The following is a 23656-nucleotide window of genomic DNA, read 5'->3' as shown; positions in this document are numbered from 1 at the left end:
GCGCCAGATAATTCTCGCCGGCTCTCAGCCCATGGCGCTCTGCAGGGCCAGATCCCAGGGCGGGATCGGACTGAAGCGAGTCTTCAGGTATTCCAGCAACAGGCGGCTGCGGGCGTTGGTGTGCTGTTCCAGGCGCAAGGCATAGATACCGGCGCTTTCCGGTTTGGGCAGGCCGGCTTCGCAGAACAACGGCAACAGTTCACCGCGCAGCAGGTATTCGCTGGCCAGCCAGGTCGGCAGGTGGGCGATGCCCAGCCCGGCCAGGGCGCCGGATAACAGGGCCTCGGCATTGTTGGCGCTCATGCGGATGCGTCGGGGGCGGTAAGTCTGCAATTGCCCGTCCAGTTCGAAGCGCCAGGCGAACAGTGGGGCCAGGCCATCCCAGTCCAGGCCGTCGTGCTGGCTCAGCTCGGCGGGATGGATCGGGGTGCCACGAAGCTTGAGGTAGGCCGGGCTGGCGCAGGCGATGCGCATGATGCTCGCCAGTGAGGTCGCCACCATGCGGGTATCGACCCTTTGCCCGGCGCGCAGCACCAGGTCGACCTTGCCCAGGTGCGAACCCTGCATGTCGACGAAGCTGTCGATCAGGTGCAATTGCACGTCCAGCCCCGGGTAGAGCATCAGGAAATCGGCGATCGCCGGCGCCAGGTGTCGCCGACCGAACGCTGCGGGAGCGTCGATGCGGATCAGGCCTTCCGGCGCATGGCTCAAGGACACCGCTTCCGCTCGGGCCAGTTGCAGTTCGGCGACGATGCGCCGGGCGCGTTCGGCAAAGGCCTGGCCAGCCGCCGTCGCCACCACCGCGTGGGTAGTGCGCATGAACAGCTTGCTGCCGACCGCGTTTTCCAGGCTGTCGATACGCCGGGCCACCGCCGAAGGGGTCAAGGGATGCCGGCGCGCGGCGGCGGAAAAACTCCCGGCTTCCAGCACATCGAGGAACAGGCCGAGCTGGTCGGTGAGGGCATTGGGGTTCATGGTGGGCATTTGCTTGTGCGAAATTGGCAAAGCCATTGTGCGTTGCTGTGCGTTTCCGCACCAGAGCCGACTGCGTAGCATGCAAGGCCTGAGGTGAGGAGAGCGGCGGTGATCGATTTAGCGATGTATGTGGTGTTGGGCGCGGCGCTGGGCACGGTGGGCGGCTTGTTCGGGATCGGTGGCGGCCTGATCGCGATCCCGGTGCTGGGCGTGCTGTTCGGGCTGGACCAGCAGATCGCCCAGGGCACGGCGTTGGTGATGGTGGTCCCCAACGTGATGCTCGCCCTGTGGCGTTATCACCAGCGCAACCGGATCGAGGCACGGCATGCGCTGCCGTTGGCCTTGATGGGCTTCTGTTTTGCCTGGCTCGGTTCGATCTGGGCGGTGGGCATCGATGCCCAGGTCATGCGGATCGGCTTCGTCGCGTTCCTGGTGGCCTTGTCGACCTATAACCTGTTGCGCATGTTCCTGGCCAATACCCCGGCTTCGGCGCAGATGCGTTATCCCTGGCCATGGCTCGGTGTGCTGGGGGCGGCCTCCGGGGCCATGGGCGGGCTGTTCGGTGTCGGTGGCGCGGTGGTTGCCACGCCGGTGCTGACCAGCGTGTTCGGCACCACCCAGGTGGTCGCCCAGGGGCTGTCGCTGGCCCTGGCCCTGCCGAGCACCGGGGTGACCCTGGTCACCTACGGGGTGCATCAGGAAGTGGACTGGATGATCGGCCTGCCGCTGGCGGCGGGTGGTCTGCTGAGCATCAGTTGGGGGGTGAAAATCGCCCACGCGCTGCCCGAGCGAATGTTGCGCGGGCTGTTCTGCGGCTTCCTGGCGGTCTGTGCGGTGATGCTCGCCTTTAAAGTTTGAAGCCCTCGACTATGTGCTCGGCCAGGCATTCGGTGATGGGCGAGGGCGTGTTGAGATTGCGCACCAGCATGATGCTGGCTTCGGGCAACAGGGGCAGGTCTTCGGCGGCACCCAGGATGCGCATGTCCGGGGTGATCAGGCTTTCCAGCTGCGCGGTGATCGCCAGGCCGGCGCTGACCACGGCCATCAGTGCCGACAGGCTGGAGCTGTTATAGGCGATGCGATAATCGCGCCCGGCGGCGTCCAGGGCATTGCAGGCCCATTGCCTGCAGAAGCAATCGCTGTTGAACATCGCCAGGGGCAGTGGCGTCTGCTCATGGGGGCAGAAACCCTGGGCCTCGGCCCAGACGAAACGCTCCTTGCGCAGCAACTGGCCGATTTCGCTGCCCGGTTCGCGGGTGACGATGGAGAGGTCCAGGTCCTGGCGCAGCAGCAGTTGCTTGGACGACTCGCAATGCACTTCGATCTGGATCAAAGGGTAAGCCTGGGCAAACCGCGACAGGATTCCCGGTAGAAAGCGCATCACGTAATCGTCCGGCGTACCGATGCGCACGGTGCCGACCATGTGCGGCTCGCGCAGGGTATTGAACACCTCGCTGTGCAGTTTCAGGATGCGCCGCGCGTAGCCCAGCAGCACCTGGCCCTCGGCGGTCAGGCGCACTTGCCGGCCCTCACGCTGGAACAGCTGGCGTTGCAGCACGTCTTCCTCGAGTCGCTTCATCTGCATGCTCACCGCGGACTGGGTGCGATTGACCTGCTCCCCGGCCTTGGTGAAACCGCCTTGATCGGCGATGGCGACGAAGGTGCGCAGGACCTCGGTATCAATGCTTGGGTAGCTGGACAATTCATCAAATTCCGAGATGTATTGCATAAGAAACATTCGTTGGATTGATCTTAGCCTTGGGTGGAGACTTGAGCCATCCCCACTGGAGGGCAAGACGATGAAAGGTCAAAAAGGTTTTGTACTGGCTCACCGATTTGCATGGCATGGCATTTCCTTGCGGCATCTGCTGCAGAGGATTGTCCGCTGGCATGAGCTGCACCGTGAACGGATCATGCTGGCCGGCATGAGTGACGAGGCGCTGAAGGATATCGGCCTCAGTCGCGCGGATGTGGAGCGGGAGACCGTGCGGCCGTTCTGGGACGATCCGATGCACAAGTGAATGTCAAAGCGCTACACAAGCCACTTCTTACTGAGGTAGCTTGCGGGCAGACAAGGAGATTGCCATGCCCGCAGAACTGTCCTTTTCCCTCAAGCAGGCTCGGCGTCTGGCGCTGGCCGCCCAAGGTTTTTCCGGGCGGCAGGCGCCTGCGACGATCAGGTCGGCACAGGTCAATCGCCTGATCGCGCGCCTGGGCATCCTGCAGATCGATTCGGTCAACGCCCTGGTGCGCTCGCACTACCTGCCGCTGTTTTCCCGCCTTGGCGACTATCCCGCGCAACTGCTGGACCAGGCCGCCTGGAGCCAGGGCCGGCAACGCACGTTATTCGAGTACTGGGGACACGAAGCCTCGTTGCTGCCCCTGTCGCTGTACCCGCTGATGCGCTGGCGCATGCGACGGGCCAGCCAGGGGCAGGGGATCTACCAGCAGTTGGCGCGTTTTGGCCAGGAGCAGCAGGCAACTATCCGCCGGGTGCTGGCCGCGGTCGAGGAACAGGGCGCCCTCGGCGCGGGCAGCCTGTCGACTCGCGAGGAACGCGCCGGCCCCTGGTGGGACTGGAGCGCGGAGAAGCATGCACTGGAATGGCTGTTCGCTGCCGGTGAGGTGACGGTCGCCGGTCGGCGTGGATTCGAGCGTTTGTACGACTTGCCGGAGCGGGTGATTCCTTCGAGCATCCTGCAACATTCGCCGCTCAGCGAGGCTGACGCCCAGCGCGGTTTGTTGTTGCATGCCGCCAGTGCCTTGGGCGTGGCCACCGAGAAGGATCTGCGCGACTACTTTCGCCTGGAACCGGCAGACAGCCGGGCGCGCCTGGCGGAATTGCTGGAAGGCGGCGAACTGCTGACCTGCGAGGTGGCGGGCTGGAAGCAAGCGGCGTATTGCCTGCCGCAGGTGAAGGTGCCGCGCAGCGTGCCGGCCAGCGCTTTGCTTTCCCCCTTCGACTCGCTGATCTGGGAGCGCAGCCGCACCGAGCGTCTGTTCGATTTCCGCTATCGGCTGGAGATCTACACGCCGCAGCACAAGCGGGTGTATGGCTATTACGTGTTGCCGTTTCTGCACCGCGAACGGATCGCCGCTCGGGTCGACCTGCGGGCAGAAAGGGCGCAGGGACGCCTGGCGGTGCATGCCGTGCACGAGGAGGAGCAGGGGCTGGACGAGCAGGGGATGCAGGCGCTGGCGAGCAATCTGCGGGATATGGCCAATTGGTTGGGGCTGGCCGACGTCCAGCTCAATTGCCCAAGGGCCAGCGCCCAGCGCTTGCGAGAGTTTCTTTGACCGCATCGCGAGCACGCTCGCTCCTACATAAAGCGCGCCACCTGCAGGAGCGGCGGGTCGACGCTCGATTGCTCGCGATGGCGCTCGATCATCCTGCAACGTCTCCTGGATGATCGAGCGCTAGGGGGTCAACGCTTGACCTGTTTCAAGGTCTCGGCAATCAGGAACGCCAGCTCCAGCGACTGATCGGCGTTCATCCGCGGGTCGCAATGGGTGTGGTAGCGATCCGACAAGGCATCTTCGGTAATCGGTCGCGCGCCACCGATGCACTCGGTGACGTTCTGCCCGGTCATCTCGATGTGGATACCGCCGGCATAACTGCCTTCGGCCTCGTGGACCTGGAAGAACTGCTTCACCTCAGCGAGGATCTGCGCGAAGTCCCGGGTCTTGTAACCGCTGCTGGCCTTGATGGTGTTGCCATGCATCGGATCGGAGCTCCACAGCACCTTCTTGCCTTCGCCTTCCACCGCGCGGATCAACTGGGGCAGATGGTCGCCGACCTTGTTCGCGCCCATGCGCACGATCAGGTTCAGGCGGCCCGGGTCGTTGTCCGGGTTGAGGATGTCGATCAGGCGGATCAGCTCCTCGGTGTTCATGCTCGGGCCCACCTTGACCCCGATCGGGTTATTCACCCCGCGCAGGAATTCGACGTGGGCGCCGTCGAGCTGGCGGGTGCGATCGCCGATCCACAGCATGTGCGCCGAGCAGTCGTAGTAGTCGTTGGTCAGGCTGTCGCGACGGACGAAGGCTTCTTCATAGTTCAGCAACAGCGCCTCGTGGGCGGTGAAGAAGCTGGTCTCGCGCAACTGCGGCGAGCTGTCCATGCCGCAGGCGCGCATGAAGGCCAGGGTTTCGTCGATGCGATCGGCCAGTTGGCTGTACTTCTCGGCCAGGGCGGAGTTGGCGATGAAGTCCAGGTTCCATTTGTGCACCTGGTGCAGGTCGGCAAAGCCGCCCTGGGCAAAGGCGCGCAGCAGGTTGAGGGTGGCGGTGGCCTGGTGGTAGGACTGCAGCAGGCGGTCCGGGTCCGGCACCCGGCTTTTTGCATCGAAACCAATGCCGTTGACGATATCGCCGCGGTAGGCCGGCAGCGTTACGCCATTGATGGTTTCGTCATTGGCCGAGCGCGGCTTGGCGAACTGGCCGGCCATGCGCCCGACCTTGACTACCGGGCAGCCGGCGGCGAAGGTCATGACGATCGCCATCTGCAGCAGGACCTTGAAGGTGTCGCGAATCTTCGCCGCGGAGAACTCGGCGAAGCTCTCGGCGCAATCGCCGCCCTGCAGCAGAAAAGCGCGGCCCTGGGTCACCTCGGCAAACTGGCGGCGCAGCTCACGGGCTTCGCCGGCAAACACCAGCGGCGGGTAGCTGGCCAGGGTCTGCTCGACCTGCAACAGGTGTGCGGCGTCGGGGTAGGTAGGTTGTTGCTGGATCGGCAGGGCGCGCCAGCTGTCAGGACTCCAGGGTTGGCTCATCATGGACTCGGGTGTTTTTTAAGGTCGGACAGGCATGTTATCAGCAATTAGTGCGTGACCTGTTCCCGCCGGTTCGCGGACAATCGCGCCTTTCCCGCTCGGCGCCGAGCGGCCGGTTTATCGCGACGGCGAGGTTGAGCCCCGTCGCGGCTAGGAGAAGAGATGACTGAGGAGCGCGTCGAGCGCCTGCTCGCCGAAGTGCACGATGAGTTCGGCATGATTCGGGTACTGGAAGTGGCGGACTACCGCTTCCTCGAATTTGGCGATGCCATCGAGCAGAGCTGTGTGTTTACCGCCGACCCGAGCTGGCTGGAGTATGACTACACCCGGGCCATGCTGATCGGTGCACTGTGCCATGAGCAGCCCGAGAGCGCGCTGTTTCTCGGCCTTGGCGCCGGCACCCTGACCCAGGCCTGCCTCAAGTTCCTGCCGCTGGAAGATGTCGAGGCCATCGAGCTGCGCCCGGACGTACCGCGCCTGGCCATCGAGTACCTGGGGCTGGATGACGATCCGCGTCTCTATATCCGGGTCGGCGATGCGCTCGAACTGCTGGACAGCGCCGAGTCGGCGGACCTGGTTTTCGTCGACCTGTATACCGACGTCGGGCCGGGTGTCGGGCACCTGGCCTGGGGGTTCCTGGAGAACTGCCAGAAACGCCTCAACCCGGGCGGCTGGCTGGTGATCAACCAGTGGGCCACCGACGATGGCAAGCCGCTCGGCGCAGCCTTGCTGCGCGGGCTTTACCACCGGCATTACTGGGAGCTGCCGGTGAAGGAAGGCAACGTGATTCTGATCGTGCCGTCCGACCTGGACCAGGATCTGGACATGGACGGCCTGCGCGCCCGGGCCGAGGCGCTGGCGCCGCGCCTGGGCTATTCGTTGCAGTCGTTGATCAAGTGCATCCGGCCGGCGACCTGATTCGGCTGGCCGAGCGCATCTGTGGGAGCGAGGCTTGCCCGCGACAAGGCCTCACATTCGTCACGGGTTCAGACCGCTCAACGCCCCTTGAACACGCCCGACCGCTTCTCGACCATCGCTCGCACACCCTCCTTGGCGTCATCGCTGTTCAATAGCTTCTTCACCAACGGCGGCAGCCCCTGTGCCGCCGCGCTTTCTCCTTCGAGCCGGGCTTGCCGGGCGGACATCAGGGTCGCCTGAACCCCCAGCGGGGCCTGGCTGGCGATCCGTTCGGCGAGGGCCAGGGCGCGGGGCAGCAGGTCTTCGCTGGCCATGACTTCCTGCACCAGCCCCAGGCGCAGGGCTTCATGGGCGTCGAATTCGTCGCCAGTGAGCAGCCAGCGCATGGCGTTGCCCCAGCCGGCGACCTGATGCAAACGCAGGGTGGCGCCACCGAAGGGGAAGATGCCGCGTTGCACTTCCAGCTGGGCGAAGCGGGTATTGCTGGCGCACAGGTTGATGTCCGCCGCCAGCATCAGCTCGATGCCTATGGTCAGGCAGTAGCCTTGCACCGCGACTATCACCGGTTTGCTGACCCGTGGCCCGGCAAAGACACCCCAGGGATCGCAACCGCCGGCCGGCGCCTGCCAGCCTTTGGCGAGCTTGGCCCCGACATTGGCCAGGTCCAGCCCCGCGGTGAAATGCTCGCCATGGCCGAATACCACGGCGACCCGGGCTTCGGCACAGGCCTCGAACTCGCCATAGGCCAGGCTGAGTTGATCGAGCAATTGCAGGTCGAAGGCGTTGCGCTTGGCGACCCGGTCCAGGCCGATGAGGAAGAGATGACCACGCTGTTCACGGCTGACGCGACTGCAACTGGGCTGACTCATGGGGCATTTCCTCGGACGGTAAAGAGTGTCTCGGACCGACGGTATCGGCCGGCAAGATGAACCGTTTAAGCGTCATCCCCCGACAGGCGTGGGCCTGTGCAAAATAGACCTTTGCCGGATTATCCGCAAAGCCTGTGACAACTAGGCATTCAGCGGGTTTTTCCGATAAAAAAAACTCCCTTTTTTGAGTAATTCCGGTATAGTGCGCGCCGGCCTTTAACCGGGCCTCGTTTAGGTGATGCAATTCCCCGAAGTCAGCTTCGGCTGCTTGTCCGCTGCGCGGACTATCCTTGACGTTCATTTCTTTCAATCGTTTTCGCAAATCCCCGCCGACAAAGCTGCCAGGGTGACTCTTGAGTCTTACACGGCATGCGCAGCTTTGGAGCATGGGTCTTTGCGGATGCACTTAGAGGCAGACCCATGACCCAGGAAATCGGCGGCTTCGCCGCTCTTGAACTTCATCCCAATATTGTCGCTGCAGTAGTCGCTACCGGCTATGAAGAGCCTTCGGCCATTCAGCAGCAGTCGATCCCGATCATCCTCGCCGGTCACGATATGATTGGCCAGGCGCAAACCGGTACCGGTAAGACCGCCGCGTTCGCCCTGCCTATCCTGCACCGCATTGATCCGTCCAAGCGCGAGCCGCAAGCTCTGATCCTGGCCCCAACCCGTGAGTTGGCGCTGCAAGTTGCAACCGCTTTCGAAACCTACGCCAAGCAAATGCCGGGCGTAACTGTTGTGGCTGTCTACGGCGGCGCGCCGATGGGCCCACAACTGAAAGCAATCCGTAATGGCGCACAGATCGTTGTCGCCACTCCGGGCCGTCTGTGCGACCACCTGCGTCGCGACGAAAAAGTCCTGGCTACCGTGAACCACCTGGTTCTCGACGAAGCCGACGAAATGCTCAAGCTGGGCTTCATGGATGACCTGGAAGTGATCTTCAAGGCCATGCCGGAAACCCGCCAGACCGTACTGTTCTCGGCCACCTTGCCGCAGTCGATCCGTGCGATCGCCGAGCGTCACCTGAAGGACCCGAAACACGTCAAGATCCAGAGCAAGACCCAGACCGTCACCGCGATCGAACAGGCTCACCTGTTGGTTCACGCTGACCAGAAGACTTCTGCCGTTCTCAGCCTGCTGGAAGTGGAAGATTTCGACGCCCTGATCATGTTCGTGCGCACCAAGCAAGCGACCCTGGACCTGGCCAGCGCCCTCGACGCCAAAGGCTACAAAGCCGCTGCGTTGAACGGCGACATTGCCCAGAACCAGCGTGAGCGCGTGATCGACTCGCTCAAAGATGGCCGCCTGGACATCGTTGTGGCGACCGACGTTGCCGCCCGTGGCCTGGACGTACCGCGCATCACCCACGTATTCAACGTGGACATGCCGTACGACCCGGAATCCTACGTGCACCGTATCGGCCGTACCGGCCGTGCCGGTCGCGAAGGTCGTGCGTTGCTGCTGGTGACTCCACGCGAGCGCCGCATGCTGCAAGTGATCGAGCGTGTAACCGGTCAGAAGGTGGCCGAGGTTCGCCTGCCGGACGCCCAAGCCGTTCTCGATGCGCGCATCAAGAAGCTGACCAACAGCCTGTCGCCGCTGGTGGCTGACGCTGAATCGACCCACGGTGATCTGCTGGATCGCCTGACCGCCGATATCGGTTGCAGTCCGCGTGCCCTGGCCGCGGCCCTGCTGCGCAAGGCCACCAACGGTCAGGCGCTGAACCTGGCAGCGATCGAGAAGGAACGCCCACTGGTGCCGAACAGCGCACCACGTGGCGACCGTCCTGAGCGTTCCGGCGACCGTCCTGATCGCGGCGAGCGTGAGCGTCGCGCGCCGATGCCTCTGGCTGAAGGTCGTGCCCGTTGCCGTACCGCGCTGGGCGCGCGTGACGGTATAGCGGCCAAGAACCTGCTGGGCGCCATCCTCAACGAAGGCGGCCTGGCCCGCGAAGCCATCGGTCGCATCCAGGTGCGTGACAGCTTCAGCCTGGTCGAGCTGCCGGAGGAAGGTCTGGAGCGTCTGCTGAGCAAACTGAAGGACACTCGCGTGGCCGGCAAGCAGCTGAAGCTGCGTCGCTATCGCGAAGACTGATCGGCGCTGAGCTGATTGGTTGAACGAAAAAATCCCCGCCTGGTGCGGGGATTAATGAGATGGTCACCCCCACACCCTGCGAGGGCTACGCTTTCGCAGGGTGTTTTGTTTTCGGAGGCCATCCTCATGAGCGAGTCAGCGCTGATCGGAATCGATCTCGGCAAGCACAGTTTCCACCTGCACGGCCAGGACACTGCGGGCCGAGAGGTGTTTCACAAGAAGCTCTCGCGTCCACAGATGATGCAGTTCTTCGGCAATCTGCCGGCTTGCACCGTGGTGATGGAGGCATGTGCCGGCGCGCATTTTGTCGCTCGTCAGCTGATCGCCATGGGGCATCAGGCCAAACTGATTTCTCCGCAGTTCGTCCGGCCCTTCGTCAAGGGCAACAAAAACGACTTCGTCGACGCCGAGGCCATTTGCGAAGCGGCCTCGCGCCCATCGATGCGCTTTGTTACGCCTAAAACCGAGGCGCAGCAGACCCTTTCCGTTCTGCACCGCCTGCGCGAATCGCTGGTGCACGACCGCACCAAAGCCGCCAATCAGATGCACGGTTTCCTGCTGGAGTTTGGTATCAGCCTGCCCAAAGGTCTGGCGATCATGAAACGTTTGGCGAGTATCTTGGCCGAGCATGAGTTGCCGGTTCGGCTCACCGGGCAGTTGCAACGCCTGCACGATCACTTCGCTTACCTGGATGAGCAGGTCAAGGAACTGGATAAAGAGCTGGCAGGCCAGCTGGCCGCCGATGATCTGGGCAGTCGCCTGCTGAGCCTGCCGTGTGTCGGGCCGATCACCGCCAGCCTGCTGGCGGTGGAAATGGGCGACGGCCAGCAGTACAAGTGCAGTCGCGACTTCGCAGCATCTGTGGGTCTGGTGCCCAGACAGTACAGCACCGGTGGCAAGGCGAATTTGCTCGGCATCAGCAAGCGCGGTGACAAGCACCTGCGGCAATTACTGGTGCAGTGTGCGCGGGTCTACCTGCAAAGGCTGGACTACCAGCGCGGCCGTTTGGCCGACTGGGTACGCTCAATGCTGACGCGACGCCACTCGAACGTGGTGGCCTGTGCTTTGGCTAACAAGCTGGCGCGGATCGCGTGGGCGCTAGCGGCCCACCATACGCAGTATGAAGCAGGGCCAGGCGCGCTGAGCGCCTGACCCTGCGGTTGTTGCAGCACCACGAAGCACCCTTCAGGTTTTGCGATAGCTGAACAACGGATGACGTGAACGGCCCACCGGCCTGACGAAGAACCTGGCACAAAAATCGGCTTCAGAAGCCGCGGCATTTTTCAGGATCGTCAGGCGCGACTCTCATCGTGGCGCGGGGCATGCCCCCAAACAGACGCCGGATAGATTTAAGCAAGCCAACCACTTCACCCATTAATCAGTATTGCAAAAACGGGGGTGACCATAGATTTTTTGCCTGGGGTTTTGAGCTGTTGGTGCTCGCCCTGCGCCAGGCCTGGCAGTGGCATCAGCCGAAGCGATAGATATCCATGCCCAGCGCGCCCATGGTGAAGCCTTGATGGGCGATGCTGAAATCGCCACCGGCGCCTCTGGCGAAGTACAGCGGTAGCAGGTGTTCGTCGCTGGGGTGGCTGCGCACCGCATTGGGTGCCTGGCGACGGTAGTCGTGCAGCGCGGCTTCGTCGTTGGCGGCGAGTTTCTCGATCATCCAGTCGCGAAAAGCCTTGGCCCAGGGCTCGACGCTTTCCGGGCCGGCATGCCAGTCCAGTTCGCGCAGGTTGTGGGTAATGCTGCCCGAGCCGATCAATAGCACCCCCTGTTGCCGCAGGCTGGACAGGGCATGGCCGACCTGAGTCTGCAAGGTCGGGCCCATTCGGCTGGGCAGGGAAACCTGGACAATCGGAACGTCCGCCTGTGGGTACATCAGCGACAGCGGCACCCAGACCCCGTGGTCGAACGGGCGCTGGTCGTCGAGCTGCGCCGTCAGGCCGTCGGCCCTGAGCAACTGCGCCACCTGTTCCGCCAGCTCAGGCTGGCCGGGAGCCGGGTATTGCACGGCGAACAGTGCCGCGGGGAAACCACCGAAGTCATGCCAGGTTTGCGGTTGGGGGTTGCTGCTGACCCGCAGGTCCTGGCTTTCCCAGTGGGCCGACACCACCACTATGGCCTTGGGGCGCGGCAGCTCGGCGGCCAGGCGGGCGAGGGCAGGGCCGCTGGCGCCGGGTTCCAGGGCAAGCATCGGCGATCCGTGGGAGATGAACAGGCTAGGGAGCATGAATAAGGTCCTGAGCGTTAAGATGCACCATCTTCAATCAGATCATTGATCTAAATCTAATATAAGTTTTTGTGGTTTTTGATCGAATTTCAGGGTGATTTATGCAGCCGGAATTTTGGCACAAGCGGTGGGAGCAGAATCAGATCGGCTTCCATTTGTCCGAGGTTAATCCATATCTGCAACGCTACTGGCCTCGGCTGGGACTGGTGCCGGGCTCGCGGGTGCTAGTGCCGCTGTGCGGCAAGAGCCTGGACCTGAGCTGGCTGGCTAGCCAGGGGCATCAGGTGCTGGGTATCGAGTTGTCGGAGAAGGCCGTCCAGGACTTTTTCAGCGAACAGCAGTTACAGCCGCGGGTCAGCCTTCGAGGTGGATTCACCGTCTATGAGTACGCTCCGATCCAGCTCTGGTGCGGTGATTTTTTTGCCCTGCAGGCCACGGATGTCGCCGACTGCCAGGCGTTGTACGACCGGGCGGCGCTGATCGCCTTGCCGCCGGAGATGCGCGAGCGGTATGCGGCACATCTGCGGTCCATCCTGCCCCAGGGCTGCCAGGGGTTGCTGATCACCCTGGATTACGACCAGGCACTGATGGCGGGGCCGCCTTTCGCCGTGCTCGATGACGAGGTCAAGGCCTTGCTCGGTAAACGCTGGCAACTGCGGGTCGAGGAGGAGCGGGACATCCTTGGCGAGAGCTGGAAGTTTCTCCAGGGTGGCGTGACCCGACTCGAGGAGCGGGTCTATCGCTTGCTGGCGCGCTGAGTTCCGCTTTTCCTCGGGCACTAAAAAGGGCGACCTGGGTCGCCCTTTTTGTGTTGCGCCAGCGTTATCCGCGACGACGACTCAGTGCGTCGATACGCTCTTCCAGCGGCGGGTGGCTCATGAACATGCGAGCCAGGCCTTGTTTGAGGCCACCGTTGATGCCGAAGGCATTCAGGGTGTCGGGCATGTGCACCGGCAGGCCCTGTTCCGAGCGCAGGCGTTGCAGGGCACCGATCATTGCCGCGGTACCGGCCAGTTGCGCACCCGCTTCGTCGGCACGGAATTCGCGCTTGCGCGAGAACCACATGACGATGGCGCTGGCCAGGATGCCCAGGACCAGTTCGGCGAAGATGGTCGCGATGTAGTAGGCGATACCCTGGCCTTCTTCGTTCTTGAAAATCACCTTGTCGACAAAGTTGCCGATGATGCGCGCGAAGAACATCACGAAGGTGTTCACCACGCCCTGGATCAGCGCCAGGGTGACCATGTCGCCGTTGGCCACGTGACCGATCTCGTGGGCCAGCACGGCTTTCACTTCATCGGGCGAGAAGCGCTCGAGCAGGCCCTGGCTGACCGCAACCAGCGCGTCGTTCTTGTTCCAGCCGGTGGCGAAGGCGTTGGCCTCGTAGGCCGGGAAAATACCGACTTCGGGCATCTTGATCCCGGCTTCGCGGGACAATTGCTCGACGGTTTGCAGCAGCCATTGCTCATGACGAGTACGAGGCTGGGTAATGATCTGGGTGCTGGTGCTCATTTTCGCCATCCACTTGGAGATGAACAGCGAGAACAGGGAACCGGCGAAACCAAAGACCGCACAGAAAACCAGCAGCTGATTGAGGTTGAGATCAACCCCATTGGCCGCCATGAACCCGTTGAAGCCAAAAAGGCTCAGGGTGATGCTGGCAATCAGCACGACCGCCAGGTTAGTGGCCAAGAACAGCAGGATGCGCATCATGGTTGTAGAAATCTCCTCATGCTAAAGATGTAGCGTTCTGCGGGGTATATAAGGTGCGGCACCGGCCTATTCAACCGGGTGACTATTTCAAACTGTGTCCTGCAGGCTGATTTTAGACGCTTGCATGAGCTTTCTGTCGCAGGTGGGGAAGGCACCGGAAGCTGACCTGCGCTTCAGAGGCGTGTTGCCCCTGGGCACAAGGTGCAAGGCAAAGATACAGAAGGGTAGGCGCAGCAGGGAGTACAGAAGTGTTGCTGAATTAATCGCCGTGCGACCGGGGGCGGTCGCACGGCGTCGCAAGGCTTACTGGCGATACGACTTGAGGAAGCTGCCGATACGGCCGATCGCCTGCTCCAGGTCATCGACCCGCGGCAGGGTCACGACACGGAAGTGGTCCGGCCATGGCCAGTTGAAGGCGGTGCCCTGAACCACCAGCAGTTTCTCCGAGAGCAGCAGGTCCAGGACGAACTTCTCGTCGTTGTGGATCGGACAGACTTTCGGATCGATTTTCGGGAAGGCGTACAGCGCGCCCATGGGCTTGACGCAGCTTACGCCAGGGATGTCGTTGAGCAGTTCCCAGGTGCGGTTGCGCTGTTCCAGCAGACGGCCCGGCGGCAGCACCAGGTCGTTGATGCTCTGATAGCCGCCCAGCGCCGTTTGGATGGCGTGCTGGCTCGGCACGTTGGCGCACAGGCGCATGTTGGCCAGCATGTCGATGCCTTCGATGTAGCTCTGGGCGTGGTGCTTGGGACCGGAAATGGCCACCCAGCCAGAGCGGAAGCCGGCCACCCGGTAGGATTTGGACAGGCCGTTGAAGGTCAGGCACAGCAGGTCCGGCGCCAGGGAGGCAGTGCAGACGTGCACGGCGTCATCGTAGAGGATCTTGTCGTAGATCTCGTCGGAGAACACCACCAGGTTGTGCTGGCGCGCCAGTTCGAGCATCTCCAGCAACACTTCCTTGGGGTACACCGCGCCGGTCGGGTTGTTCGGGTTGATGATCACCAGGGCCTTGGTGTTCGGGGTGATCTTGGCCTTGATGTCGGCGATGTCCGGCCACCAGTTGGCCTGCTCGTCGCACAGGTAGTGCACCGGGCTGCCGCCGGCCAGGCTCACGGCCGCGGTCCACAGCGGGTAGTCCGGGGCCGGTACCAGCACTTCGTCACCGTTGTTGAGCAGGGCCTGCATGGCCATGACGATCAGTTCGGAAACGCCGTTGCCCAGGTAGATGTCTTCGATGCCGACGCCTTCCACCTGCTTTTGCTGGTAGTACTGCATGACCGCCTTGCGGGCGCTGAACAGGCCCTTGGAGTCGCTGTAGCCCTGTGCGGTCGGCAGGTTGCGGATCACGTCCTGGAGGATTTCGTCCGGCGCTTCGAAACCAAAGGGCGCCGGATTGCCGATGTTCAGCTTGAGGATGCGATGGCCTTCCTCTTCCAGGCGTTTGGCGTGCTTGAGCACTGGGCCGCGAATGTCATAACAGACGTTGGCGAGCTTGTTCGATTTGCTGACCTGCATGGCGATGTGTTCCCGAAAATGAACGATCCAGACGGTGAGTGAGCTACCGTACTGGGAATCCTGCGTTTGCACACAGGCCTGAAGCCTGGGTTCGCGGCGGCAAAATCCGTTTGAACCCGTGTAACACGGCTGCCAGACTGGCGTCTAACGAGGCGCAATCATACGTGCCGCCCGATCCGTGGAAAAGATACAGATCGGGCTTTTTCAGTTGCAGAGGAAGGACCATGGAAAAGCTGGAAAAAACCCTTGAAGAATGGCGTGCCATGCTCGATCCGGAGCAGTACAACGTCTGCCGCCTCAAAGGCACCGAACGACCGTTCTCGGGCAAGTACAACGCCACCAAGACCGACGGTGTGTATCACTGCATCTGCTGCAATGCGCCACTGTTCGACTCCAAGGCCAAATTCGACTCCGGTTGCGGCTGGCCAAGCTTCTACGAGCCGATCGGCGAGAGCGCCATGGTCGAGATCCGTGACCTGAGCCACGGCATGATCCGCACCGAAGTGGTCTGCGCCAAATGCGATGCGCACCTGGGGCATGTATTTCTGGACGGCCCGCCGCCGACTGGCCTGCGCTACTGCATCAACTCGGTGTGCCTGGACCTGGTTCCACGCTGATCGTGGTGGGCACCCAAGGCGATTTTTCGAAATCGCTTTCCGGCTAATTAAATTGCATGCAATTTAATTGAGCGCTATTTTTGTCGCACCTTTCGTTTCTGGAGCCCGCGCCATGAGTGACACATTGCTGAACATTCCGTGCACCACCATCAAGGGTGAGCAAAAGACCCTGGCCGACTTCGCCGGCAAGGCCGTGCTGGTGGTCAACACCGCGAGCAAGTGCGGTTTCACCCCCCAGTACAAGGGCCTGGAAGAACTGTGGCAGACCTACAAGGACCAGGGGCTGGTAGTGCTGGGCTTTCCCTGCAACCAGTTCGGCAAGCAGGAACCGGGCAACGAAGGGGCGATTTCCGAGTTCTGCGAGCTGAACTATGGCGTCAGCTTTCCGCTGTTCAAGAAGATCGACGTCAATGGCGCCGAGGCGCACCCGCTGTTCGTGCAGTTGAAAAAGCGCGCGCCAGGGGTATTGGGTTCCCAGGGCATCAAGTGGAATTTCACCAAGTTCCTGATTGGCAAGGACGGCGCGCTGGTCAAGCGTTTCGCCCCGGCCACCAAGCCCCAGGACCTGACCCGCGAGATCGAAGCCCTGCTCAAATGACCGACCTGTCCACCGATTCGCTGAAACTCGACAGCCAGCTGTGCTTCAAGCTGTATGCCGCCTCGCGGGCCGTGGTGCGGGGCTACAAGCCGATGCTCGACCAGTTGGGACTGACCTACCCGCAGTACCTGGTGATGCTGGTGCTCTGGGAATGGCAGGCCACGCCGCCGGAGCTGCCGACGGTCAAGGCACTGGGGGAACGCCTGGCGCTGGATTCCGGGACCCTGACGCCGCTGCTCAAGCGCCTTGAACAGCTGCAACTGGTGCAGCGTCAGCGTTCGTCCCGCGACGAGCGCGAGGTGCACCTGAGCCTGACCGAGGTCGGCCTGGCCCTGCGCGATCAGGTGCCGCCGCTCAAAGCCGCGCTGTTGTGCGACAGCGGTGTCGACCTCGACAGCCTGAGCGAATTGCGCAATGGCCTGGACCGTCTGCTGGCCCAGGTCAAAGCGCTGTCGTAGTCGGCACCCAAAGGTCCAAGAGGGCGATCAGCTCTTCACGGCGGAAGGGTTTGGCCAGGTAGTCGCTCATGCCCGCGGCGCGGCAGCGTTCGCGCTCTTCGGGCATGGCGTTGGCGGTCAGGGCGACGATCGGCAGGTCCGGCCAGCGGCCGCTGCGGCGGATCTGCCGGCTGGCCTCGTAGCCATCCATCACCGGCATGTTGCAATCCATCAGCACCAGGTCGAAATGCTGGTGCTCCAGCACGTCCAGGGCTTCGGCACCCTGGGAGGCGACCGTCACTTCGCAACCGAGCTTGCTCAGCATGCCTTTGGCCACCAGTTGGTTCACCGGGTTGTCTTCCACCAAGAGGATGAAGGCCCGGCGCAGGGGCGCCAGGGTTTCCAGCTGGGTTTCATTGATCACCGCGGTTTCGGCCAGCAGGGCACGGCGCAGGGTCTGATACAGGGCGTTGCGCGCCAATGGCCGTGCCTGTTGCTGCAACGGCGCCAGGGCGCTGGCTTCTTCGCTGGGCAGGAAACTGCCGTAGGCGGTGACCAGCAGAATCGGCGCGCTGATGCTCGGGCGCAGGCCGAACAGGCATTCCGGGCAGTCGGTGATCAACAGGTCCGGCTTCTGCCCGAGCAGTGATTCATTGAGATCGCAGCGCCGATACTCCAGCCCCCAGAATGGCAACTGCACGCTCAACAGTTCGGCCAGGCCGCTGCCTTCGGAGGTAATGGCCAGCACCTGGCCGTGCAGTGGCTGTGGCGGGCTGGCAGGCGTGTGGCAGGGCAGCGGCAGGTCGGCACAGAACTGGCTGCCAAAACCCACCTCCGAGCTGATGCTCAGGCGCCCCTGCATGGCCTCGCAGAGGTTGTAGGTCAACGCCAGGCCCAGGCCGGTGCCGCCGTATTGCCGAGTGATCCCGGCACCGGCCTGGGTATAGGGCTGGAAGATCTTCACCTGGGCCTCGCGGGCGATGCCGATGCCGGTGTCGCAGACTTCGATCCTGACCCCGTCTTCGAGCGTACGCAGGCGCACATCGACACGGCCGAAGCGGGTGAACTTGAGGGCGTTGGACAGCAGGTTGCTGACGATCTGCCGCACGCGCGTGGGGTCGCCAAGGACCAGCGCCGGGAACTCCGGCTCGATCAGGCAGGCCAGCTCGACGCTCGGCGCGGCGTTCTGCGACAGCAGGTTGGCCGTGTCTTCCACCAGCACCCCGAGGTCGAAGGGGATGCGCTCCAGTTCCAGCTGGCCGGCGTCGAACTTGGACATGTCGAGAATATCGTTGAGCAGCTCCACCAGCACTTTGCCGGAGTCGTGGGCGATCGACAGTTGCTGGCGTTGCTCGGCGTTCAGCGGGCTGTCCAGCGACAAGGCGATCATGCCCAGCAGGCCGTTGAGCGGCGTGCGGATTTCATGGCTCATGTTGGCCAGGAAAGCGGCACGCGCCTGGGCCATGTCGAGGGCGGTGCTACGAGCGATTTCCAGCTCTTCGTTGGACTGGCTCAGTCGGTCGTTGATGGCCTTGAGCTCGGTGGTGCGCGCCGAGACGATGTTTTCCAGCTGCCCGAGGTAGTCGGTCAGGCGGTTTTCGGCGTTGCGCCGTTGCTGGATCTCAGTGGCCATGTTGTCGAACTGCTGGTTGGCGACCTTGACCAGTACGCCGATCTCGTCCTGTTCGTGGCTGGGCGGGAAGTCCAGCCGCGTCTGGTCGGGGTTGCGCGGATCGCGGCCGCTGAGTTCGCGAATGACGCCGACCAGGGGTTTGGTCAGCATGACGTAGAACAGCGCCAGGAGCAGCCCGGTGAGGATCAGGCTGCGCATGAAACCGTTGATCAGGGTGATTTCCGCGCGGCGCAGGAAGCGGCTGCCGAACGCATAGGTGTCGACTTCCAGGTGCAGGACGCCGAGGGATTCCGAGGGCAGGTGATCGAGGTACAGGCGGTCCTGGAATTCGCGCTTGGCGCCGAACAGGAAGTCGCTGAACATCCGGTAGGGGCTTTGCTGGGCCGGCCGGGTGACGTTGGCCAGCAAGGTGTCGTTGTTGTCGATCAGCCGGGCGCGGATGATCGCCGGCGAGCGCAGCAGGCCGAGCGTCAGCTCCTGGGCGAGCTCGGAGTCGATGTTGTAGGCGATACGCGAGGCCGGATTGTGGCTGATTTCCAGGAGCGCGTTGATTTCCCGGTTGATGGAGGCATCTTCGCTGGCATAATCGATGCCGATTTGCAGCAGACTGAGCGCCGTCCCCAGGACAAAACCGACCAGCACAGTGAGCTTGGCTTGCTTGTAAGACAGGCGGTTGGTGAACTTGATGTCCATGGGGTGTTGAACCAATTTCCGTTTCCCTTCGCTGGGCAAGCATAGCTGATCGTCAGTGTGTGCCGGCAGGGCCCGGCGCCGTTCGCCTGCGGTAGACCTGGCATGCAGAAGGTCGTTTCGCCTGCGTGCCACATCATTACTGGGAACCCGCCCGAGGAGAAGTCGTGGAATCTCGATTGAATGCTTTTCTTGAGCGCGCCGATGCGGTACTGGCGCGTATCGAGCCGCTGTTGCCCGCGCCGCGACAAGCCATCGACTGGACCCAATGCCTGGCCGCGCGCTGGCAGCGTGAAGGCCGCAGCGGTTTTCTGCTGCCGCTGGAGGTCAGCCTGGACATGCGCTTGTCCGACCTGATCGGGGTCGACAACCAGCGCGACCAGTTGGGGCGCAATACCCGGCAGTTCCTCGACGGCCTGCCGGCCAACCACGCCTTGCTGTGGGGCTCGCGCGGCACCGGCAAATCGTCGCTGGTCCGCGCGCTACTGGCCGAGCATGCCCAGCACGGCCTGCGCCTGATCGAGATCGAGCGTGATCACCTGGCTGACTTGCCGCGGGTGGTGGAGCAACTGGTCAAGCTGCCACAGCGTTTCGTGCTGTTCTGCGACGACCTGTCGTTCGAGTCGGGCGAGGGCGACTACCGGGTGCTCAAGAGCGTGCTCGACGGCTCGCTGGAGCAGGCTCCGGACAATGTGCTGCTGTATGCCACCTCCAACCGCCGGCACCTGGTTCCAGAGAAGGAAAGCGACAACGAGAACTGGAAGCGCGTCGATGGCGAGTTGCACCCGAGCGAGGCGGTGGAAGACAAGATTGCCTTGTCGGATCGCTTTGGCCTGTGGCTGTCGTTCTATCCCTTCACCCAGGAGCACTACCTGAACGTGGTCGAACACTGGATCGGCGAGTTGGGAAGCAAGGCTGGCCTGCAATGGCAGCGTGACGAAGCCCTGGATATTCTCGCCGTGCGCTGGGCCACCGGCCGTGGCAATCGCAATGGTCGCTGCGCGTATCAGTTCGCGCGCTACTGGGTAGGTTTGCAGTTGTTGGAGCAAAAAGCATGATCGATCTGCAGAACACCGGCAAAGGCCTGGACGGCTATGCCTTGCTGTGCGCCCAGCTGGAATCGTTGCTGGCCGACGAGCGCGACTTCATCGCCAACGCCGCGCAGTTCTCGGCGTTCCTGTTCAACCAGCTGGACGATTTGAACTGGGCCGGGTTCTACCTCAATCGCAACGAGGAACTGGTGCTCGGCCCGTTCCAGGGCCAGATCGCCTGTGTGCGCATTCCCTTCGGGCGTGGTGTGTGCGGTGCGGCCGCGGCGAGCCTGCAGACCCAGCGGGTCGAGGATGTGCACGCGTTCCCCGGGCATATTGCCTGCGACAGCGCTTCCAACAGTGAGCTGGTGGTGCCCCTGGTCAAGGATGGACGGTTGATCGGCGTGCTGGACCTGGACAGCCCGAAAATCGCCCGTTTCACCCTCGAGGACCAAGCCGGCATCGAGCGCCTGGCGGCGATCTTCCTGCGCCTGACCGACTGTTGAGCCCGCATCAGGCCCTGAGCCCGGCCTTGCCCAGCACGCCCTCGGGATCTACCCCATCGATCTGCTGCGGTTCCATGAAGCGGTCGGCGTACTGCTGGTAGATCCCGGCCTGGATGAACAGCTCGAACAGCTGCGGATCGATATGGGCATCGCGGCACATGGTCGCCATGATGCCCAGCGCTTCGCTCAGGGTCTTGCCCTTCTTGTAGGGGCGATCCGCCGCCGTCAACGCTTCGAAGATATCGGCGATCGCCATCATCCGCGCCGGCAGGCTCATCTGCTCCCGTTTCAACTGCTTGGGATAACCGGTGCCATCCATTTTCTCGTGATGGCCGCCGGCGATCTCGGTGACGGTGTTCAAGTGGCTGGGGAAGGGCAGGTGGCTGAGCATCAGGATGGTCTGCACCATGTGGTGATTGATCACGTAGCGCTCTTCACGGGTCAGGGTGCCTTTGCCGATTTTCAGGTTGTACAGCTCGCCACGATTGTACTTGTAGGGCGGCACATCGAGCTTGAAGCCCCAGGGATTGTTCGCTGGTATCAGTTCGGCGGGGTTGCGCTCGATCAGATGCTCGGGCTTGTCGGCCAGCAGCTGTTCGGTGACCGGCAGGGGCGCCGCCGGGGTGCGTTGCTGGCGGCGGTTTTCTTCCCAGGACACACCCAGGCGGTCGTCCAGGGTGCGGCTCCAGGTACGCCGGGCAATCCTTTCCAGGCGTTGCAGATCGGCCTCGGCCATGGCTTCGCTGCCGAGGTTGCAGCGGGCGATAAAGGCAAAGTCGTCGTCCAGCTCCGCCAGTCCTGCATCGCGGATCGCCGCCAGCGAAGCCTCATCGCCGCCCTGGGCACGAGCCTGCCAGTAGTCGATCCAGAGATCGCGCTTGAGCACCTCGAAGCGAGTGCGGATCTCGTGGATGCGGTCGTTCAGGGTTTCCAGCTTGGTGGCCTTGTCCACTACGTACTCGGGGGGCGTGACCTTGCCGCAATCGTGCAGCCAGGCCGCGATATGCAGCGCCTCCCATTCGTCCTCGGTGGGTTGGTAGGCGCTGAACGCCGGTTGCTGGCTGGCTGCGGCGGCCTGGGCCAGCATCAGGGTCAGCGTCGGCACCCGCTGGCAATGCCCGCCGGTGTACGGGCTCTTGGCATCGATCGCCCCGGCCAGTAGCTGGATAAAGGCGTCGAGCAATTGCTTTTGCCGGTTCTGCAGGCGCTGGCTGTCGATGCTGACCGCCGCGGCACCGGAGACCGCCTGCAGGAAAGCGATGCGGTCCGGGCGCAGCTTTTCCAGGTCGGCTTCCTGGCCGGTGTCGGCCAACAGCAGGATAAGCATGCCGACGGTTTCGTTGTGACGATTGCGCAGGCGGATACCGATCAGATGGACGCTGGGGCAGTTCATGGCCAGCAGCACGCTTTGCAGGTCGGCCGCCTGCTCGAACCCCAGGGTCGTGACCACGTTCTCGCTGTTCGCCAGTTGCCGCAGCCACACCGGGCTTGCGTCGTGCCGGGCGTCCTGGCTCCGTATATCGAACGCCTGCAGGTCCTGGATATTGCCGGCGATGATCAGGCCATGGGGTTCCAGGCTCATGCCTTCGTTTTCCCGCAGGTAGATCAGCCCGGCCTGGGCCTGGCCGATCTTCATGGTTTCAAACAGCACCCGTTGCAGCAGCGGGTCGAAGCGGGTTTCCGCGGAGAGGCTGGCGGTGATTTCAAAAAAGCTGGCCAGGGTGTCCTTCATGCGGGCCATCGACACGCTCAACTGGTCGACTTCCAGCACTGGCGAGCGGCGGGTCAGCGGGTAGTTGAAATCGAAGCTGCGGATGGCGTCGGCTTCCTGCACCAGGGCGCGCAACGGCCTGACCAGCACCCGCGAGGTCAGCCAGCCGAGCGGCAGGCACAGCAGCAGAATGCTCAGGGTGATCAGCGCGCCTTGCCAGCGCATGCGATAGGCGTCCGCCAGCAGCTCGTCCTCGGGCACCAGCAGCGCCAGCTGCAAGCCACGAGGCCCACCTTCCTGCAGATGACGGCTGGCAACTATCCACTGGCGATCCTGGAGTTGCAGGTGATTGCCCTGGGCCTTGCCCTGCAGCAGCGCATCGAGGGCCGGGTTCAGGTCGTTGGCGCGGATCAGCCGGGCGCTCTGTTCTTCGACGATCAGGCGACGGCTGTCCGGATAGGCCACGGCATGGCCATTGCCATCCACCAGGGCGATTTCGGTGTTGGGCGTGACCCGATGCTTGGCCAGGGTGGCCGAGAGTTGTTCCAGGGTCAGGTCGGCGCCCATCACCGCGTTATTGTCGCTGCGACGGGCGAGGGTGGTGCCGATGTTGCGGGTGGAGAAAAAGACGTATGGCTCGGTGGTGATCTGATCGGTGTCGTCCTTGGCGTTGGCAAACCAGTTGCGACTGCTCGGGTCGTAGGTTTCCTGGGTATTGTCCCGGCGGCTGACCAGGGCAAGGCTGGCGTCGTAGAACAGCGACTGCGAATGCAATTGCCCGGTGCGGCGGTCGCGCTCGATGCTCCAGACTTCATAGGCCGCGGGTTCGGGGGCCTGGCGGGCCTCCTTCAAGGCCTGGCTGCGCAAGGGCCGGACCATGAAAAAATCCCCGTCGGCATAACCCACATAGAGAGAAGCCAGCTCGGGGTTGTCCTTGAGCGATTGGCTGAAAGGCCCGAGCAGCGCCAGGCGTTGCTCCAGGTCAGTGGCCTGGACGGCCGGATTGCCCACCAGCAGGCTGAGCAGATGGCGAATCGGTTCGTAGGTTGCTTTCAGGTCCAGTTGCACGTCCTGTTCGATGCGCTGGAACAGTTTTTCACTGCTGGAAAGGATGATGCGGGTGGTCTGCTGGTAATTGAAAACGCCCAGCACCACGCCGGTCAGCAGAAGCAGGCAGGTGAACATCACGCTGATATGCACATGGAGAGGAAATCGGCGTTTATCGAACGACAGCGTGCTTGGCATTGCAGCTCTCTCCAGGGCGCGCGTGATGCGCAATTCAACGTTTCAGCATAGTTAAGGCAGGTGCATTGTGCTCAGGGGAGGCCGCTCCGGGTGGAG

At 62.9% G+C, this 23656-nt stretch carries 22 protein-coding genes; 12 read left to right on the top strand and 10 right to left on the bottom strand.

Features of this window, described 5'->3' with window-relative positions; all coding sequences use genetic code 11:
* Positions 1-24: 24 nt before the first annotated feature.
* Positions 25-975, bottom strand: coding sequence for a LysR family transcriptional regulator (locus tag IF690_RS20695; protein WP_202697181.1), 951 nt, complete (start codon positions 973-975; stop codon positions 25-27).
* Between the two features lie 108 nt (positions 976-1083).
* Here IF690_RS20695 and IF690_RS20690 point away from each other — a divergent pair, with 108 nt between their 5' ends.
* Positions 1084-1833, top strand: a complete 750-nt coding sequence (locus IF690_RS20690; RefSeq protein WP_202697180.1) for a sulfite exporter TauE/SafE family protein — start codon at positions 1084-1086, stop codon at positions 1831-1833.
* On the opposite strand, the gene IF690_RS20685 is transcribed toward IF690_RS20690, so the two are convergent.
* A complete protein-coding gene (locus IF690_RS20685; protein ID WP_162136185.1) occupies positions 1823-2677 on the bottom strand; it encodes a LysR substrate-binding domain-containing protein in 855 nt (284 codons plus the stop codon). The two genes, IF690_RS20690 and IF690_RS20685, sit on opposite strands and share 11 nt — an antisense overlap.
* A gap of 97 nt (positions 2678-2774) precedes the next feature.
* Here IF690_RS20685 and IF690_RS20680 point away from each other — a divergent pair, with 97 nt between their 5' ends.
* Together IF690_RS20680 and IF690_RS20675 are read left to right on the top strand one after the other, a co-directional pair.
* Positions 2775-2996 carry a DUF1127 domain-containing protein gene (locus IF690_RS20680; protein ID WP_023966265.1) on the top strand — a complete coding sequence of 74 codons (222 nt, stop codon included), beginning with the start codon at positions 2775-2777 and terminating at the stop codon, positions 2994-2996.
* A gap of 64 nt (positions 2997-3060) precedes the next feature.
* A complete protein-coding gene (locus IF690_RS20675; RefSeq protein WP_202697179.1) occupies positions 3061-4272 on the top strand; it encodes a winged helix-turn-helix domain-containing protein in 1212 nt (403 codons plus the stop codon).
* A gap of 128 nt (positions 4273-4400) precedes the next feature.
* On the opposite strand, the gene IF690_RS20670 is transcribed toward IF690_RS20675, so the two are convergent.
* A complete protein-coding gene (locus IF690_RS20670; RefSeq protein ID WP_202697178.1) occupies positions 4401-5747 on the bottom strand; it encodes a class II 3-deoxy-7-phosphoheptulonate synthase in 1347 nt (448 codons plus the stop codon).
* 162 nt (positions 5748-5909) lie between these two features.
* On the opposite strand from IF690_RS20670, the gene IF690_RS20665 reads away from it, so the two are divergent.
* Positions 5910-6665: a spermidine synthase gene (locus IF690_RS20665; protein WP_023966259.1), complete on the top strand. Its 756-nt coding sequence runs from the start codon at positions 5910-5912 to the stop codon at positions 6663-6665.
* A gap of 77 nt (positions 6666-6742) precedes the next feature.
* On the opposite strand, the gene IF690_RS20660 is transcribed toward IF690_RS20665, so the two are convergent.
* Entirely contained in the window at positions 6743-7534 is a 792-nt protein-coding gene (locus IF690_RS20660; RefSeq protein ID WP_202697177.1) for a crotonase/enoyl-CoA hydratase family protein, read from the bottom strand.
* Complete coding sequence (locus tag IF690_RS20655; protein ID WP_202697176.1) at positions 7500-7835, bottom strand: hypothetical protein; 336 nt, start codon at positions 7833-7835, stop codon at positions 7500-7502. Before IF690_RS20655 ends, IF690_RS20660 begins: the two co-directional genes overlap by 35 nt.
* Before the next feature lie 119 nt (positions 7836-7954).
* Between IF690_RS20655 and IF690_RS20650 the strand changes: the two genes are divergently transcribed.
* Together IF690_RS20650 and IF690_RS20645 are read left to right on the top strand one after the other, a co-directional pair.
* Positions 7955-9628, top strand: a complete 1674-nt coding sequence (locus IF690_RS20650) for a DEAD/DEAH box helicase (protein ID WP_023966256.1) — start codon at positions 7955-7957, stop codon at positions 9626-9628.
* Positions 9629-9754: 126 nt separating this feature from the next.
* Complete coding sequence (locus tag IF690_RS20645; protein ID WP_202696683.1) at positions 9755-10780, top strand: IS110 family RNA-guided transposase; 1026 nt, start codon at positions 9755-9757, stop codon at positions 10778-10780.
* A 316-nt stretch (positions 10781-11096) separates the two neighbouring features.
* On the opposite strand, the gene IF690_RS20640 is transcribed toward IF690_RS20645, so the two are convergent.
* Positions 11097-11864, bottom strand: coding sequence for a DODA-type extradiol aromatic ring-opening family dioxygenase (locus IF690_RS20640; RefSeq protein ID WP_202697175.1), 768 nt, complete (start codon positions 11862-11864; stop codon positions 11097-11099).
* 101 nt (positions 11865-11965) lie between these two features.
* Between IF690_RS20640 and IF690_RS20635 the strand changes: the two genes are divergently transcribed.
* On the top strand, positions 11966-12622 hold the full coding sequence (locus IF690_RS20635; RefSeq protein WP_202697174.1) for a thiopurine S-methyltransferase: 657 nt from the start codon (positions 11966-11968) through the stop codon (positions 12620-12622).
* A 64-nt stretch (positions 12623-12686) separates the two neighbouring features.
* Here the strand turns inward: IF690_RS20635 and htpX are convergent, their stop codons facing one another.
* Both htpX and IF690_RS20625 read right to left on the bottom strand, forming a co-directional pair.
* A complete protein-coding gene (gene htpX, locus IF690_RS20630) occupies positions 12687-13577 on the bottom strand; it encodes a protease HtpX (protein ID WP_007931437.1) in 891 nt (296 codons plus the stop codon).
* Positions 13578-13880: 303 nt separating this feature from the next.
* Positions 13881-15092 carry a pyridoxal phosphate-dependent aminotransferase gene (locus IF690_RS20625; protein ID WP_202697173.1) on the bottom strand — a complete coding sequence of 404 codons (1212 nt, stop codon included), beginning with the start codon at positions 15090-15092 and terminating at the stop codon, positions 13881-13883.
* Between the two features lie 224 nt (positions 15093-15316).
* Here IF690_RS20625 and msrB point away from each other — a divergent pair, with 224 nt between their 5' ends.
* The 3 genes from msrB to IF690_RS20610 all read left to right on the top strand — a co-directional run bounded on the left by msrB (position 15317) and on the right by IF690_RS20610 (position 16765).
* Complete coding sequence (gene msrB / locus IF690_RS20620) at positions 15317-15709, top strand: peptide-methionine (R)-S-oxide reductase MsrB (RefSeq protein ID WP_202697172.1); 393 nt, start codon at positions 15317-15319, stop codon at positions 15707-15709.
* Positions 15710-15821: 112 nt separating this feature from the next.
* The gene (locus IF690_RS20615) at positions 15822-16307 is read left to right on the top strand and encodes a glutathione peroxidase (protein ID WP_025805477.1); all 486 of its coding nucleotides are present in this window, start codon (positions 15822-15824) and stop codon (positions 16305-16307) included.
* Positions 16304-16765 carry a MarR family winged helix-turn-helix transcriptional regulator gene (locus IF690_RS20610; protein ID WP_202697171.1) on the top strand — a complete coding sequence of 154 codons (462 nt, stop codon included), beginning with the start codon at positions 16304-16306 and terminating at the stop codon, positions 16763-16765. The genes IF690_RS20615 and IF690_RS20610 overlap by 4 nt, the downstream gene beginning before the upstream one ends.
* On the opposite strand, the gene IF690_RS20605 is transcribed toward IF690_RS20610, so the two are convergent.
* A complete protein-coding gene (locus IF690_RS20605; protein WP_202697170.1) occupies positions 16749-19070 on the bottom strand; it encodes a hybrid sensor histidine kinase/response regulator in 2322 nt (773 codons plus the stop codon). The two genes, IF690_RS20610 and IF690_RS20605, sit on opposite strands and share 17 nt — an antisense overlap.
* A 164-nt stretch (positions 19071-19234) precedes the next feature.
* Here IF690_RS20605 and IF690_RS20600 point away from each other — a divergent pair, with 164 nt between their 5' ends.
* Together IF690_RS20600 and msrC are read left to right on the top strand one after the other, a co-directional pair.
* On the top strand, positions 19235-20125 hold the full coding sequence (locus IF690_RS20600; RefSeq protein ID WP_101283057.1) for an ATP-binding protein: 891 nt from the start codon (positions 19235-19237) through the stop codon (positions 20123-20125).
* On the top strand, positions 20122-20604 hold the full coding sequence (msrC, locus tag IF690_RS20595; protein ID WP_007931444.1) for a free L-methionine (R)-S-oxide reductase MsrC: 483 nt from the start codon (positions 20122-20124) through the stop codon (positions 20602-20604). The genes IF690_RS20600 and msrC overlap by 4 nt, the downstream gene beginning before the upstream one ends.
* 7 nt (positions 20605-20611) lie before the next feature.
* On the opposite strand, the gene IF690_RS20590 is transcribed toward msrC, so the two are convergent.
* Complete coding sequence (locus tag IF690_RS20590; protein WP_202697169.1) at positions 20612-23560, bottom strand: HD domain-containing phosphohydrolase; 2949 nt, start codon at positions 23558-23560, stop codon at positions 20612-20614.
* Between the last annotated feature and the right edge of the window lie 96 nt (positions 23561-23656).

The organism is Pseudomonas sp. SK3(2021) (genome assembly GCF_016772375.1).
In the GTDB taxonomy this organism is placed as follows: Bacteria; Pseudomonadota; Gammaproteobacteria; order Pseudomonadales; family Pseudomonadaceae; genus Aquipseudomonas; species Aquipseudomonas chlororaphis_I.
This window is presented reverse-complemented; position numbering and strand designations above follow the sequence as displayed.

Bases quoted from the DNA above. Each gene is read 5' to 3' on its own strand.
- IF690_RS20635 (WP_202697174.1), top strand. From the start codon at position 11,966: ATGCAGCCGGAATTTTGGCACAAGCGGTGGGAGCAGAATCAGATCGGC.
- IF690_RS20665 (WP_023966259.1), top strand. From the start codon at position 5,910: ATGACTGAGGAGCGCGTCGAGCGCCTGCTCGCCGAAGTGCACGATGAG.
- msrB (WP_202697172.1), top strand. From the start codon at position 15,317: ATGGAAAAGCTGGAAAAAACCCTTGAAGAATGGCGTGCCATGCTCGAT.
- IF690_RS20645 (WP_202696683.1), top strand. From the start codon at position 9,755: ATGAGCGAGTCAGCGCTGATCGGAATCGATCTCGGCAAGCACAGTTTC.
- htpX (WP_007931437.1), bottom strand. From the start codon at position 13,577: ATGATGCGCATCCTGCTGTTCTTGGCCACTAACCTGGCGGTCGTGCTG.
- IF690_RS20615 (WP_025805477.1), top strand. From the start codon at position 15,822: ATGAGTGACACATTGCTGAACATTCCGTGCACCACCATCAAGGGTGAG.
- IF690_RS20680 (WP_023966265.1), top strand. From the start codon at position 2,775: ATGAAAGGTCAAAAAGGTTTTGTACTGGCTCACCGATTTGCATGGCAT.
- IF690_RS20590 (WP_202697169.1), bottom strand. From the start codon at position 23,560: ATGCCAAGCACGCTGTCGTTCGATAAACGCCGATTTCCTCTCCATGTG.
- msrC (WP_007931444.1), top strand. From the start codon at position 20,122: ATGATCGATCTGCAGAACACCGGCAAAGGCCTGGACGGCTATGCCTTG.
- IF690_RS20695 (WP_202697181.1), bottom strand. From the start codon at position 975: ATGAACCCCAATGCCCTCACCGACCAGCTCGGCCTGTTCCTCGATGTG.
- IF690_RS20650 (WP_023966256.1), top strand. From the start codon at position 7,955: ATGACCCAGGAAATCGGCGGCTTCGCCGCTCTTGAACTTCATCCCAAT.
- IF690_RS20610 (WP_202697171.1), top strand. From the start codon at position 16,304: ATGACCGACCTGTCCACCGATTCGCTGAAACTCGACAGCCAGCTGTGC.
- IF690_RS20655 (WP_202697176.1), bottom strand. From the start codon at position 7,835: ATGAACGTCAAGGATAGTCCGCGCAGCGGACAAGCAGCCGAAGCTGAC.
- IF690_RS20670 (WP_202697178.1), bottom strand. From the start codon at position 5,747: ATGAGCCAACCCTGGAGTCCTGACAGCTGGCGCGCCCTGCCGATCCAG.
- IF690_RS20675 (WP_202697179.1), top strand. From the start codon at position 3,061: ATGCCCGCAGAACTGTCCTTTTCCCTCAAGCAGGCTCGGCGTCTGGCG.
- IF690_RS20625 (WP_202697173.1), bottom strand. From the start codon at position 15,092: ATGCAGGTCAGCAAATCGAACAAGCTCGCCAACGTCTGTTATGACATT.
- IF690_RS20640 (WP_202697175.1), bottom strand. From the start codon at position 11,864: ATGCTCCCTAGCCTGTTCATCTCCCACGGATCGCCGATGCTTGCCCTG.
- IF690_RS20660 (WP_202697177.1), bottom strand. From the start codon at position 7,534: ATGAGTCAGCCCAGTTGCAGTCGCGTCAGCCGTGAACAGCGTGGTCAT.
- IF690_RS20605 (WP_202697170.1), bottom strand. From the start codon at position 19,070: ATGGACATCAAGTTCACCAACCGCCTGTCTTACAAGCAAGCCAAGCTC.